Here is a 13,361-nt window from a genome sequence, read left to right on the forward strand (position 1 = left end):
TGCCCGTGCGCTAGTGGCGGTGATCTGGGCGGTGTCGGCGACGGATCACTCCTAAGCGGCAGAGGCTCGCGTCAAGATAACTCGCGGGCCTCTTGTTTCCGAAGCTTGGGGCCGGCGTTACTGTTAGCCGGCAATTCGCTACTTTCGTCTATCCGACGACCTGGAACGCGTCAGCCGCACGCAACACGGTGCCGTCCTCCCAGTGGCGTCCGATCAGCATCATGCCAACAGGGAGCCCTGCCGACATGCCTGCCGGAACCGTGGTGGCAGGGTGGCCAGTAACGTCGAACGGGCAAGTGTTGGAAATCATTTCGAGTGCTCGCGCAACGTAGTCCTCGCGGCTCGCATCCGGGGCGGGGAGTAGCGTAGCTTTCAAAGGTAACGTCGGCATGAGCAGGAGATCGACGCCGCCAAGCGCCTCATCATAGGCGGCGCGGAGCACGCGTGCGAGGTTTTGGGCTTTGGCGTAGTAGTGACCCTGGTAATTGTCCTGCATGTACTGGCCGAGCAGGATGACGAGCTTGACGGTCTCCGAGAGGTCATTGGCGCGCACCCGCCGGCTCCGGCCGTAGAAGTCCAGGAGCGAAGTTGTGTAATGCCCTTTCCAATTGGTTCCCATGCTGTTGCCGGCGACCATCAGCATCGTGGTGCCCTCGACGGCGATAGCGTTCCATATGTGAATGCCGTCGCGGTGGAGGGGGATCGATACCTCGATTACGGTTGCCCCCGCTCGGGTCAGGCGTTGCGCTGCCTCGCGTACCATGGCGTCGACATCGGGCTCGGAATTGGGCCAGCCAAATCCTTCCTTGACGATACCGATCCGCAAGCCGCGGGCGTGTCCCGTGAGCAGCTTGGTATACGCTTCGGTACGAAGTCCCGCCGGTTGGCGCGGGTCGAGGCCATCGGCACCAGCAAGCACCTCGAGTAGCTGGGCGGCATCGCCGGCGGTGCGGGCGATGGGCCCAGTGTGATCAAGCGTTAGCTCGATCGGAAAGACACCCGTGTATGGCACAAGCCCCTGGGTGGGCTTGTGGCCAACCGCTCCGCAGAAAGAGCTGGGAATCCGGATCGACCCTCCCTGGTCGCCCCCGATGGCCATGTCGCACTCGCCGGCGACGACGAGCGCGGCGCTGCCACTGGAGGAGCCGCCGGCCGATCGCTTTGGATCGTGCGGATTGAGCACGGGCCCGGTGTCGGAGGTATGGCTGCCGCCCGAGAAGCAGAGATGCTCGCACACGGCCTTGCCGATGATCTCCCCACCGGCATCGAGGATGCGGGTCACAATGGTCGCGTCCACGTCGGGCACATAGCCCTCCAGCACGTTGGAACCGTTCATCATCGGGATGCCGGCGACGCACACATTGTCTTTAATGGCGATCTTCTTGCCCGCGAGAGGCCCCGACGTTGCGCCCTTGATGGAGCACCGCCAGTACCAAGCGTTGAGTCGATTGTCCGAGGCGGATGGACGGAATCCCGCGTCCCGCGGGTAATTCACCGCCAATGTCGGCTCCGCGAACTGGTCCAGGCGACGGTACGACGCGAGCACACCATCCATGAGGTTTCGGAACGACGTCAGATCGTCGCGGCTGAGATCCAGGTTGTAGGATTTGGCGATGCGCTGCAGTTCGGGCAGCGGTGGCTTGCGCAGAATCCGCGGCGCCGTTGCCGTCGGGGGTGGCGCTTGCATGCCGGTCTCCGCCGCCGCACGAACAGGCGTTGCAGCGGCGACGACGGTTGCCGCTACCCCGGCCGTGCCGGCATGAAGGAAGCGACGACGCGAATAGTTTGACGATCCTCGCATGGCATATCCTCCTTCGATCAATGAGTTCACTTCTCGATCTGCTGCTCGCCCTCAAGTATCGGGACCGACCGTTGGTCGGCGACCGCGACGGCCACCAAGCGGAGGCCGCCGATGCTGCGGCTGTGGTACCAAGCCGCAACATCACACAGAGCGCTTGCATCTGGACAGGCTAAGGCGCAGCACCCGCAGGAGGTCGAGGTTGGGGCCGTAGAGCGTGACCGAGCTGATCGTTTGCGGCGATTAAAGCCGCTACTGGATACCTCAGGCATCCTCGTGCGGACTGCGAGCGGCGCGCTGTCCAGCAAGCGGATTATCGTGCAGCCACCGGCGATCTTCAAGGGATGCGACCCATGTGGCGCATATCTCGAGGTGAAAAAGATCTCTGACAAGGTTTCCAGGTGCGCCGCGGTTTGGACAAGCGATAGCGCAAGTCACCGCAATCGATCGAGCAAAGCCTTCGCTTCCTTCAGATCGTTCGTTTCAAAGCCCTCGGTACACCAGGTGTAGATGGGCGCGAGCAGTTCGAGCGCCTCCTCGCGCCTGCCCTGGTCGATCCATAAGGCTGCAAGGTCCGTTGCAGCTCGAAGTTCAAGGGCTTTAGCTTGTTGGCTTCTTGCCGTGGTCAATGCCTGATCGAGCCGTGATTGCGCCTCGGTGCTGGCTTCCGGCGCGCCGCGGACGAGCAGCGCGCGCGCTTTCAGTCGATACAATTCGGCCTCAAACACCCGTTCGCTATTACGGCTGGCGGTAGCGAGGCCCTGCTCGATCAGCTCCACTGCACCCTCGCATTGATTGCTCGACAACAGGGCCGGACACAAGAGCACGTACAGTGCCGTGATGCCCAGTTGATACCCTGCGCCACGATATTCATTCATCGCAGTCTGGATTTCCTCGAGTGCGCTGGATGAAGGGGCAAGAAAGGTCATGCATATCCCCCGCACGGCGAGCGCCAATCCTCGCCATTGCCGGAATCCGTGTTCCTCCGACAAGGTGAGACAGCGTTCGGCATAGCGGCGCGCAGTCAATACCTCGCCACGAAGAGCGTGGAGAACAGACGCATAATAGCAAGCATAAGCCTGCGAATGTGGATGACAGATGTCGTCTGCCCGCCGGATGGCGGCGTCCATTCGTGTGATTGCCGTGTCGGCGTCGCCGAGCAGCCAAAGAACCCAAGACATCAGGGCAAGGTCTGCCACTCCGGCATCCTGGCCGGCGGCACGGGCCGCCAATCTCTCGTCCTCGGTGCTTGCGTCAAACGCCTCAAGGGCCCGTTCGATCGCTTCGCGGGCACCGGGGAGATGCCCCATGAAAAGGCGAATCATGGCTTGCCCGCGCATTGCGTTGAGCAACGCTGGTCGATTGCCGCGCGCCTCGGCGAGATGAAGCAGGACTGCGACCATTTCCTCGGCAACCGGCAACTCACCGCGAATGACGCTCGCGGTGGCCAACCAAAACATGATTTGTAGCTGCTCGGGGGGATCTCCGAGGCGCTCGCACAACTCGCGAGCACGCGTGAAGGTCGCCACCGCCTTGTTCGAGGCAGGCCCCTGGGTAGCGATCAGGCAGGGGCCCAGAGCGAACTGGAAATCAAGCTCCAGCCTGTTCTTCGCTGCGCCGTCGGCCAAATGGACGGAAGCCTCGATACCTCGCTGCAGGTGGGCGATGGCTTCGAGGTTGGCGGAGCGCATCGCGGCTTTCTTGCCGGCCTGCAGCCAATATCCTCCCGCCTTTTCAAACAGTCCCGACACCGTGAGATGGTGCGCGAGAGTTTCGGGTTGAGCCTCCACAATTTCTGGGAACCGTTGCTCGAAGGCGTCTGCGATTCTGGCATGCAGTGCCGCGCGTCGGCCCTTCAAAAGTCCCGAGTAGGCGGCGTCCCGGACCAGCGCGTGTTTGAAGGTGTAAACCGCGTGTGGAATTTCGCCCCGGCAGAACAGCAGTTCCGAACGCACCAATTGGTCGAGCGCCTCGTCCAATCTCTGCTTCGGCAGCCCGGCGACGGCACTCACAAGTTCGTAGTGGAATTCGCGACCCGCGACGGCACCGATTTGGGCGACGTCCCGCACCGGTGACAACCGGTCAAGGCGAGCCATCAACGAAGCCTGCAGCGTGGTTGGGATCGCCAATGACGGCAGAGGTGTCTCGAGAACATATTCCCCGTCCCGTTCTCGCAACAAACCGCCTTCCAGCACCATCTTCGTCAATTCCTCGACGAAGAGCGGCACTCCATCGGTGTGTGCGAGAATGTGCTCCATTACCTCCCTGGGGAGTGTTTTCCCCCCGGTCACCCGCAGGACCAACGCTGTGCCGTCGCGTCGGCCAAGGCGGGTGAGCGGGATCGTTGTGGTGTGGGGATAGCTCGGCCAGGGCGAAGTGAATTCGGGCCTGGCCGTGATCAGCACCAGTACCCGAAGCTGCGGCACGTGCTCCACAGTAGCTGCGAGGAGCTCAAGCGAGGTTGGGTCAATCCAGTGTACATCTTCGAAAACAAGCAAAACCGGCCACTGCGCCGCTAACCCGTCGAGCTGGGCCAGCAATGCCGCAAAGGTCTTCTCTTTGCGTTTTTGTGGAGTGAGGTCCTGCAATCGGCAGCGGTCATCTGTCGGGAGCGCCAATAAGTTGGCCAGAACTGCCAGATGTTCGGGATCCCGTGTGGATTGCGCCAGCAGAGCCTCGAGCTTCGATAGCTTATCCTGAGGTGAGTCGCTGTGCCTGAACCCGGCAGCACGTTCGAGCTGGCCGATGAATGGGAACAATGCGCTGTGGGTATGATGCTCAGAGCAGAAATAGCGCAGCGTGACGTGTGATTCAGCGTGGAGCCGCTCATTAAGCGCCAACGCAATGTGTGATTTGCCAATCCCCGGTTCTCCCGCAAGCGTCACCACCCGGCCTTCTTCCTGGGTCGCTTGTCGCCAGCGGCGTAGCAGCAGCTCTATTTCCTCCTCACGCCCAAACAGCGGCGGCAGCTTGGTGGTGTGCATGGCCTCGAAGCGGCTCTCTACACCGCTCATTCCCAGCACCTGATAAACCCGGAGCGGCTCCGCCCAGCCTTTAAGCGCGACGGGACCGAGGTCGCGATAATGGAACTCTCCCCCGGTGAGACGGCGTGTGCCCGCGGAGATCAACACAGTCCCCGGCTCGGCCATCGTCTGCAGGCGCGCGGCGAGGTTCGGCGTCTCACCAACAACCGCTTGCTCCGCTGGAATATCCTCAATCAGCACCTCGGTTACAACCACAGTCCCCGTCGCAATGCCAATGCGAATCTGCAGCGGCGCGGCGACATTCCGGATGCTCGCTACGGCATCAATGAGTGCGAGCGCAGCGCGCACAGCCTGCTCGGCATCATCCTCATGGGCGTGCGGATAGCCGAAATAGTCCAATGCACCGTCACCCATATAGCGAGCAATCCTTCCCTGATAACGGCCTATGACTTCTGCGATGCAGATATGATACGCGTCAATCAGGGCTCGCATGTCCTCCGGATCCAACCGCGCCGAAAGGGCAGTGGAGCCAACCAAGTCGCAAAACATCACCGTCAGATGGCGCCGCTCGCCCTCATCCGGCCGCCCCGGTCCGGTCGCTGTTTTCGCCGGTTTAGGCACAGCCGCATCATCAAGCTCCGCGATGACACGGAGCATCTTGCGGCGATGACCGAGCAAGACGCCGAGGTCCTTGAGGTCCTGGTCCGTCAAGTCGCGGAGAACTGAGAGGTCAATGCCGTTTTCGGCGAAGCGCTGAGCGTACTTTGACAAGCCGATCGACTCGAGCCACTCCGCGACGCCTCTCATGGCAAATTTGACACCTCCCTCAGCTCAGTTCCCGCAGGTATCCAAGCACAATCGCCCTGCTCTGCACCCGAGGCCAGCCGGATCTCGGTTATGGTATCCCTCCGAAAGGTGCGGTGGTGAGGGTTACGGCAGGCGCCAGCTCACTTCTTCCGGACTGAATCAGCAGAAGAGCGACCACAGCACGCGACCGTATTGCAGCCGCGGGAACGACAAATCATGTCTTCGATACCGCTCGACATGGCGAGCCGTAAATTTCCGCTTAGAGGTTAGTCCTCGCGGCAAAAAAATGGTTCACTGAAGAAGGGCTCGTTCGAATGGGTTGTCGATTGCGCCGTTATCAGGGGCACAGCGGACCTGGTGCGCCCCCCAAACTGGGCACGCCCTAGCCAACGCGCCCCGATGATAGAATCGTGCGCCTGTTTTGCCCGACGTGTCAACGGCTTCGCAAAGTGCTTAAGTCATTGACACTGCGACTGCCGGCTACTTTGCATGGGGTTGTTTTCGACTTTTTTGTTTAGGGGGCGGGAAAGCATCAGGGCGAAGCTGATCGCATCTCGTTTGCCCGCTACTTCATCAACCGCACGCCCTTGGTCGTGAAGCGCTGTGTCCGGCCGCCGGGGCGCATCGGACGCTTTGTGCCGGCAGCCTTGCCGGTGCCGGGCGGCTGGTGCGCGGGCACGAGCTGGTCAGGACGGGAGCCGATCAGGTCGGCGCGGCCCATCGCTTTCAGCGCTTCACGCAGCAGCGGCCAGTTGTCGGGGTCGTGGTAGCGCAGGAATGCTTTGTGCAGCCGGCGCTGCCGAAGACCCTTGATCGCCTCGACCTGGTCGCTGCCGCCGCGCCGCACGCCGCGCAGCGGATTGACGCCGGTGTGATACATCGCCGTCGCCGTCGCCATCGGCGAGGGCAGGAAGGTCTGCACTTGGTCGGCGCGGTAGCGGTTCTTCTTGAGCCAGAGCGCGAGGTTCATCATGTCCTCGTCGGTCGTGCCCGGATGCGCGGCGATGAAATAGGGGATCAGATAGTATTTCTTGCCGGCCTGTTCGGCGGCGGCATCAAACATCCGCTTGAAGCGGTTGTAGGCGCCGATACCCGGCTTCATCATCTTGTCGAGCGGACCGCGCTCGGTGTGCTCGGGTGCGATCTTCAAATAGCCGCCGACGTGGTGGGTGACGAGCTCCTTGATGTATTCAGGGCTCTCCACCGCAAGATCGTAGCGCACGCCGGAGGCGACCATCACCTTCTTGACGCCTTTGACCTCGCGCACCTTGCGATAGAGCCGGATCAGATCGTCATGCGAGGTGTTGAGGTTCGGACAAATCTCGGGGAAGACGCAGGACGGCCGCCGGCACGCGGCCTCGACCTTCGGATCCTTGCAGGCCATCCGGTACATGTTGGCGGTGGGACCGCCGATGTCGGAGATCACGCCGGTGAAGCCAGGCGTGCGGTCGCGGATCTTCTCGATCTCGCGCAGGACCGAGCCTTCCGAGCGGTTCTGGATGATGCGGCCTTCGTGCTCGGTGATCGAGCAGAAGGTGCAGCCGCCGAAGCAGCCGCGCATGATCGTCACCGAGAATTTTATCATCTCCCACGCCGGGATCCTGGCGTCGCCATAGGAGGGATGCGGCGCGCGGGCATAGGGGAGGTCGTAGACCGCGTCCATCTCCTCGGTGGTGAGCGGGATCGGCGGCGGGTTCAGCCACAGATCGCGATCGCCATGGCGCTGCACCAGTGGCCGCGCATTGCCGGGATTGCTCTCCCGGTGCAGCACGCGCGAGGCTCTTGCATAGGCCTCGCGATCCTGTTCGACCTGCTCCAGGGCCGGCAGCCGGATTACGGTCGCGCCCCGCGTCCGCGATGCGCCCTCGTCGGCGGAGTCGAGGTCGTCGGCATGCAATTCGGTGTAGTCGTCGGGCACGCGGCGGAACAGCGCGACACCCCTGACGTCGTCGAGATCGCGCGGCGCTTCGCCGGCGGCGAGCCGGTTTGCCACCTCGACGACGGCGCGCTCGGCATTGCCGTAGAGCAAGAGGTCGGCCTTGGCATCGGCCAGCACCGAGCGGCGCACCTTGTCGGACCAGTAGTCGTAATGCGCGATCCGACGCAGCGAGGCCTCGATGCCGCCGAGCACGATCGGCACCTCCTTGAACGCCTCGCGGCAGCGCTGGGCGTAGACGATGGTGCAACGGTCCGGGCGCCGGCCACCCTCACCGCCGGCCGTATAGGCGTCGTCGTGGCGCAAGCGGCGATCCGCCGTGTAGCGGTTGACCATGGAGTCCATGTTGCCGCCGGTGACGCCGAAGAACACGCGCGGCTTGCCTAGCGCCTTGAACGGCTCGGCCGAATGCCAGTCGGGCTGCGCGATGATGCCGACCCGAAAGCCCTGCGCCTCCAGCAGCCGGCCGATGATCGCCATGCCGAAGCTCGGATGGTCGACATAGGCATCGCCCGTGACCAGCACGATGTCGCAGGCGTCCCAGCCGAGCGCCGTCATCTCGGCGCGGCTCATCGGGAGGAACGGCGCCGGCTTGCCGGGCCGCGCCCGGGCCATCAGGGGCCTTTCGGCGGTGATTTGGGTGTCCATGGCGCCTACGCATAAGACCCCGGCCAGGCGAATTCAACCGACGGGCGCGTGATAGATCGCGGTTCCCGCCTCGCGCCTGATTGGGCGGTGATGTCCCGATGGCAGGAATTCGGCCGCAGGAACCAACCGCTTCCGCGAACATTCTGGTCAGGGGGTCGACGCGGGGGCGCGCTTTACGCGATCGAGGCGCTGATGCCTGCAATCGGATTTGACCTGAATGTTCGTCTCGGGCGAGGGGGAGCTGTGAGTACGGTGATAGAGAACCTGCTGGCGCGAAAGCAGCAGCTCGTGGAGCAACTGGACAAAGCGCAGGCGGTCGAGGAACGCGACAGGATCGAGCACCAGCTCGAGCAGATCAACACCGCGCTCGATTTTCTGGATCGACCCGAACCGAACGGCGGGCACTAATTTAGCGGCCGCTCAGTCCACCTTCAACGCCCGCGCATAGGCCACGCCTGAATTGGTGATATGCGTCGTGACCAGCGTCTCGAACGCCGCGAGCTCGCCGTGTGCGAACAAATCGAGCAGCTTGCGATGCTCGTCGAACGATGTGCGGGTCCGCACGTCGATCGGGGAGGTCAGGTTGGTGCGCAGCGCCGCGACGCGGCCCGAGACGAGCTGATAGGATTCGACGAGATAGCGGTTGCCGCAATGCGCGAACAGCGCCTCGTGAAAGGCGGCATCGGCGCGGCCATAGGCGATGTTGTCCCTGGCCGCGACCGCGGGCTCCATCGCCGCGATCGCGGCGCCCATTGTCGCAATCGCGCCGTCGCGATCGTGACGGAACGCGAGCTCGGCCGCCTTGGGTTCGAGCGCGATCCGGAAGGTGCACAGCGCGGTGATGTCCTCGGCGCTCGGCGTGAAGACGAAGCTGCCGACCTGCGGCCTGATCACCACGAGCCCCTGCGCCTGCAACTGCCCCATCGCCTCGCGCACCGGCGTGCGGCTGACGCCGAAGGAGTTCGCAACCATCTCCTCGGAAATCGCCGCGCCAAGCGCGAAATCGCCGTCGATGATGGCCTGGCGCAGTCGCAGCATGACGCGCTGCGACAGCGATTTCGGCGCATCGAGCTTCAAGGCTCTCATCGGCGCTCCCATGGCGTTGCGGCAGTCAGATCACCTTGCCGGGGTTGAGCAGATGCTCGGGGTCGAGCGCGGCCTTCAGCGTGCGCATCAGCGCGATCTCGGCGTCACTCCTGGCATGCCCCAGCCACTGCTTCTTCAGCGTGCCGATGCCGTGCTCGGCGGAGACGCTGCCGCCCATTTCGCGTACCAGACCATAGATGATCGCGTCCATCTCCGCCTTCGGCTGGTGCTCGATGGCGCGGCCCGTGACCCAGGAGACGAGGTGCAGGTTGCCGTCGCCGATATGGCCATAATAGACGCTCTCGCATCCTTCAATGCCCTTCGCGAGCGCCGCCTTGCAGCGCGTGACGAACTCGTCCATCCGCGCCACGGCAAGGCCTATATCGTAGGAGATGTGCGGCCCCAGCACCTGGCCGAATTCGGCGCAGATGTCGCGCACCCGCCAGAACGCCTGGGTCTGCGCCAGCGATTGCGCTACGGCAGCATCCGCCAAGAGCCCGCGCTCCATCAGCTCTTCGAGCCAGCTCTGGAATCGCGGGGCATCTAAGCTCTCGTCGGTGCCCTGCGCCTCCACCAGCACGTAGAGACCGTGGCCTGCGGCGACCGGAGGCTTTACGCCGGCGCGCGCCGTGATCACCTCCCAATAGTCCGGCCACATCACTTCGAACGCCGAGAGCAGCGGGCCGAGCCCGCTTCGCGCGGCCCCGAGCAGCTCGATCACCGCGGCATAGTCCTTCAGCGCGCACAGCGCAGCCATGGTCGAGCGCGGCTTTGGAAACAGCCGCAGCACCACGCGGGTGACGATGCCGAGCGTGCCCTCCGAGCCGATGAAGAGATGCTTGAGATCATAGCCGGCGTTGTTCTTCATCAGCTTGTTGAGACTGGTGATGATCGCGCCGTCGGGCAGCACCACTTCGAGGCCGAGCACCAGTTCGCGCGTCATGCCGTAGCGGATCACGTGGTTGCCGCCGGCATTGGTGGAGAGATTGCCGCCGATGGCGCAGGAGCCGCGCGAGCCGAGATCGAGCGGGAAGAAGAAGCCGGCCTCGTCGGCGGCCTTCTGGATCGTCTCGAGCGGGGTACCGGCCTTCACCGTCATCGTTGCGGACGCACGATCGATCTCCTCGATGCCGACCATGCGCTCGAGCGAGATCGCGACCCAGCCTGGCTCGGGCGAGGCGCCGCGGCACAGACCTGTCAATCCGCCCTGCGGCACAAACGGCAGCCGCGCCTGCCGGCAAGTCGCGATCGCGTCGGCGACGCCTTGCGCATCGAGCGGACGGATCACCGCGAGCGGCGTTTGCGGCAGGCTCGCGCTCCAGTCGTTGCAATTGCGCGCGGGCACCTCGGCGCCAGTCAGCACGGCCGCGGCGCCGAGCTTGTCGCGGAGGGCGCTGAGCAATTGGTTGGGATGATCGGCCGGGGTCACCATATCCATGCAGCACCTCTTGAGGTCGCCCGCAGCCGACTGAGCGCGAGCGAACACGGGAATTGCCCCGAGCTTGTATGTAAGGTACAAGGGGAAAAGTAAAGCAAAAACAAGGCCCAATCGAGCCCCGAAGGTCGTTATGCATCAGGGGCTTACGCCGAGGCCGCAGCAATGGGTGGTGTGATGACGGAAGCGATTCGCGGATTCTGGGTGGCGGCAGCGACGCCGCTGACGTCGGACGGCGGCGTGGATCCCGTCCGGCTCGCGACGCATGCCCAATGGCTCTTCGGCAGAGGTGTCGACGGCGTCGTGCTGTTCGGCACCACCGGCGAAGGCACCTCATTCAACGTCGCCGAACGCATCGCGACCGTCGAGGCGCTGCTCAAGGCCGGCGTCGCGGCCGAGCGGATCGGGATCGGTGGCGGCTTTCCCGCCATCAGCGACAGCATCGCGCTGACGCGCGCCGTGCTTGGCCTCGGCCTGCGCCACGTGTTGCTGTTGCCGCCCTATTTCGACCGCAGCGTCACGCCCGAGGGTATCGAGGATGCCTTCGCGGCAATCATCGACGAGGTCGCCGACGATCGCGTGCGCGCCACGCTCTATCACATCCCGCAGGTCTCCGGCGTCGCGATTCCGACATCGGTGGCCGCGAACCTGCGCAAGCGCTACGGCAAGCTGGTCGCGGGCCTGAAAGATTCCAGCGGCGACTTCAAGCAATTCCGGGCGTTCCGCAGCGCGGCTCCCGAACTCGCCATCACCGTCGGCAATGAAGCCGACATCGCCCGCGCGATCGCGGAGGGCGGTGCCGGCACCATCTGCGGCATGGCCAATATCGTACCGGAGCTGGTCAAGGGCATGATCGACGGCGCCGATGTCGAAGCGCGCATGCAGGCCGCGATCGACATCGTGGTGAAGACGCCGTCCTTCCTCGCGACGCTGAAGGCCATCCTCGCAGCGCAGACCGCAGATGCAGGCTGGCTGCGCGTCCGACCGCCGCTGCGCCCGCTCTCCGACGGCGCCGCGCTCAAGCGGAAGCTCGACGAGCTGATGGCTCCTGTCGTCGCTTGAGATCGCGCAAAATCGCGACGCATTGCGGCACGTTGCGTGTCGCGATCGCTGCGAAAGCGACCGATGATTGCCGTGCGGCGTCCATTCGCGTTTAGAACGATTCAACACTAGAGGGATTCAAGTCGCTCTACGGTTCTCTCCATCTGCGACGACTGCTAGATGCGCACACTTCAATGTTCGTGACTTGAAGTGGATCGAAAGTGCGTGCCTATCTGGGTGGCCAGCGCGTCAGCGGCCATCGAAACTGCGCCGGCAAGAGCCGGGCGAGTGTTCTCATCGGCGCAGCCGTCCGGCTCGCCGAATGTCCCATCACCACGACGACCGTGAAAGCGCAAGCGGCGCTGCCGCCGGCGACGGTGAAGTTCTAGCGATGGCGGTGCAGTTGGGGCGCGCGATCAAGGTTGTCCTGCTTCAAGTCCATTCCATTGTGGGCCTGGTGCTCGCGCCGCTGCTTGCCTTGATCGCATTGACCGGCGCGATCATGGGTTTTGAGGACGAGCTCGTCGACCATCTGAACGCCGGGATCATGCAAGTCGCGCCGCGAACGGCACCGGCGCTGCTGCCGGACGAGCTGGTCGCACGGTTGAAGGCGGCGCAGGATGTCGGCAAAGTTGCCGCCGTCACGCTGTCGAGCGACCCGTCCGCAGCCGTCCACGTCCGCTTCGGGCGCGACGAGCAGGCCGGGCGGCCGGCTTCGCTCTATGTCGATCCCTATGACGCGCGCGTGCTGGGCATACCGCGCGGGGAGGAGTTCTTTGCGACCGTCCGCAGGTTGCATCGGTGGCTGCTGATCCCGGGCGATGCCAAGGGCTGGGGACGCCCGATCACCGGCATTGCGGCGCTCGGCCTCATCGTCATGCTCGTTTCGGGCCTCGTGCTGCGCTGGCCCCGCCGCGCGCGCAGCGTGAAGATGTGGCTGAAGCCGAATCTCGGGCTCAGCGGCCGCGGCCTGCACCGGTCGCTGCACGCCGTGATCGGCACCTGGGTGCTGCCGATCTATCTGGTGATGACGCTGACGGGGCTTTGGTTCTCGTTCGACTGGTACAAGGACGGCGTCGTCTGGTTGTTGGCGCGTCCAGAGGTCACTGCCACAAGCACGTTGCCGAAGCCACCGCCCGCGGCTGCCCTGCGCGAGCCGGGTCAACCGATGGGATTCGATCGGGCCTGGTCGACCTTCCTCCACGAGGAGGGCGATCGCTTTTCCAGAGCCTTGCTGACGCTGCCCGCCGCACCGGGCACGGTGATGCGGATCCGGTCGTGGGGGAAGGAGGCTACGCTCGAGGCCACACGCGACGAATTCCGCATCGACGCCGCCACCGGCCACATGGTCTCTGCGGAGCGCTATGCCGACAAGACGTTCGGCGAGAAGATTATCGCGAGCGTGTACGACCTTCACCGCGGCGCGATTCTGGGCTGGCCCGGCAAGCTCGCCTTCATGCTCGCCGCGGCGTTGATGCCGCTTTTCGCGGTCACGGGCATCCTGCTTTATCTGTCGCGCCGCCGGCTGCGACGTCCCGTGCAGCCGCCGGTCGGGCGCCTGGTTCCCGGCGAGTGAGCTGAAGCCGGAAAAGCTAGCCAACGCTTGCGCAATCGTCCAAAAGCTCC

9 protein-coding genes are annotated in these 13,361 nt (G+C 64.1%); 4 read left to right on the top strand and 5 right to left on the bottom strand.

The window, feature by feature from the left end; genetic code table 11:
- Window positions 1-148: 148 nt before the first annotated feature.
- The 3 genes from MTX21_RS28765 to MTX21_RS28775 form a co-directional block, all read right to left on the bottom strand.
- Window positions 149-1,687 carry an amidase gene (locus MTX21_RS28765; protein WP_280970823.1) on the bottom strand — a complete coding sequence of 513 codons (1,539 nt, stop codon included), beginning with the start codon at window positions 1,685-1,687 and terminating at the stop codon, window positions 149-151.
- A 545-nt stretch (window positions 1,688-2,232) separates the two neighbouring features.
- Entirely contained in the window at window positions 2,233-5,589 is a 3,357-nt protein-coding gene (locus MTX21_RS28770; RefSeq protein WP_280968006.1) for an adenylate/guanylate cyclase domain-containing protein, read from the bottom strand.
- Window positions 5,590-6,154: 565 nt separating this feature from the next.
- Complete coding sequence (locus MTX21_RS28775; RefSeq protein ID WP_280968007.1) at window positions 6,155-8,173, bottom strand: YgiQ family radical SAM protein; 2,019 nt, start codon at window positions 8,171-8,173, stop codon at window positions 6,155-6,157.
- Window positions 8,174-8,365: 192 nt separating this feature from the next.
- On the opposite strand from MTX21_RS28775, the gene MTX21_RS28780 reads away from it, so the two are divergent.
- Window positions 8,366-8,581: a hypothetical protein gene (locus MTX21_RS28780; RefSeq protein ID WP_280968008.1), complete on the top strand. Its 216-nt coding sequence runs from the start codon at window positions 8,366-8,368 to the stop codon at window positions 8,579-8,581.
- A 12-nt stretch (window positions 8,582-8,593) separates the two neighbouring features.
- Here MTX21_RS28780 and MTX21_RS28785 read toward each other — a convergent pair whose 3' ends face one another.
- Together MTX21_RS28785 and MTX21_RS28790 are read right to left on the bottom strand one after the other, a co-directional pair.
- Window positions 8,594-9,259 (bottom strand): GntR family transcriptional regulator, encoded by a 666-nt coding sequence (locus MTX21_RS28785; protein WP_280968009.1) that lies wholly within the window; start codon window positions 9,257-9,259, stop codon window positions 8,594-8,596.
- Window positions 9,260-9,284: 25 nt separating this feature from the next.
- Window positions 9,285-10,697: an FAD-binding oxidoreductase gene (locus tag MTX21_RS28790; RefSeq protein ID WP_280968010.1), complete on the bottom strand. Its 1,413-nt coding sequence runs from the start codon at window positions 10,695-10,697 to the stop codon at window positions 9,285-9,287.
- Window positions 10,698-10,871: 174 nt separating this feature from the next.
- Between MTX21_RS28790 and MTX21_RS28795 the strand changes: the two genes are divergently transcribed.
- The 3 genes from MTX21_RS28795 to MTX21_RS28805 all read left to right on the top strand — a co-directional run bounded on the left by MTX21_RS28795 (window position 10,872) and on the right by MTX21_RS28805 (window position 13,311).
- Window positions 10,872-11,756, top strand: coding sequence for a dihydrodipicolinate synthase family protein (locus MTX21_RS28795; protein ID WP_280968011.1), 885 nt, complete (start codon window positions 10,872-10,874; stop codon window positions 11,754-11,756).
- A gap of 200 nt (window positions 11,757-11,956) precedes the next feature.
- On the top strand, window positions 11,957-12,124 hold the full coding sequence (locus MTX21_RS28800) for a hypothetical protein (protein WP_280968012.1): 168 nt from the start codon (window positions 11,957-11,959) through the stop codon (window positions 12,122-12,124).
- A 2-nt stretch (window positions 12,125-12,126) separates the two neighbouring features.
- Complete coding sequence (locus MTX21_RS28805; protein ID WP_280968013.1) at window positions 12,127-13,311, top strand: PepSY-associated TM helix domain-containing protein; 1,185 nt, start codon at window positions 12,127-12,129, stop codon at window positions 13,309-13,311.
- Window positions 13,312-13,361 lie beyond the last annotated feature (50 nt).

Source organism: Bradyrhizobium sp. ISRA430 (assembly GCF_029909975.1).
Classification (GTDB): Bacteria; Pseudomonadota; Alphaproteobacteria; order Rhizobiales; family Xanthobacteraceae; genus Bradyrhizobium.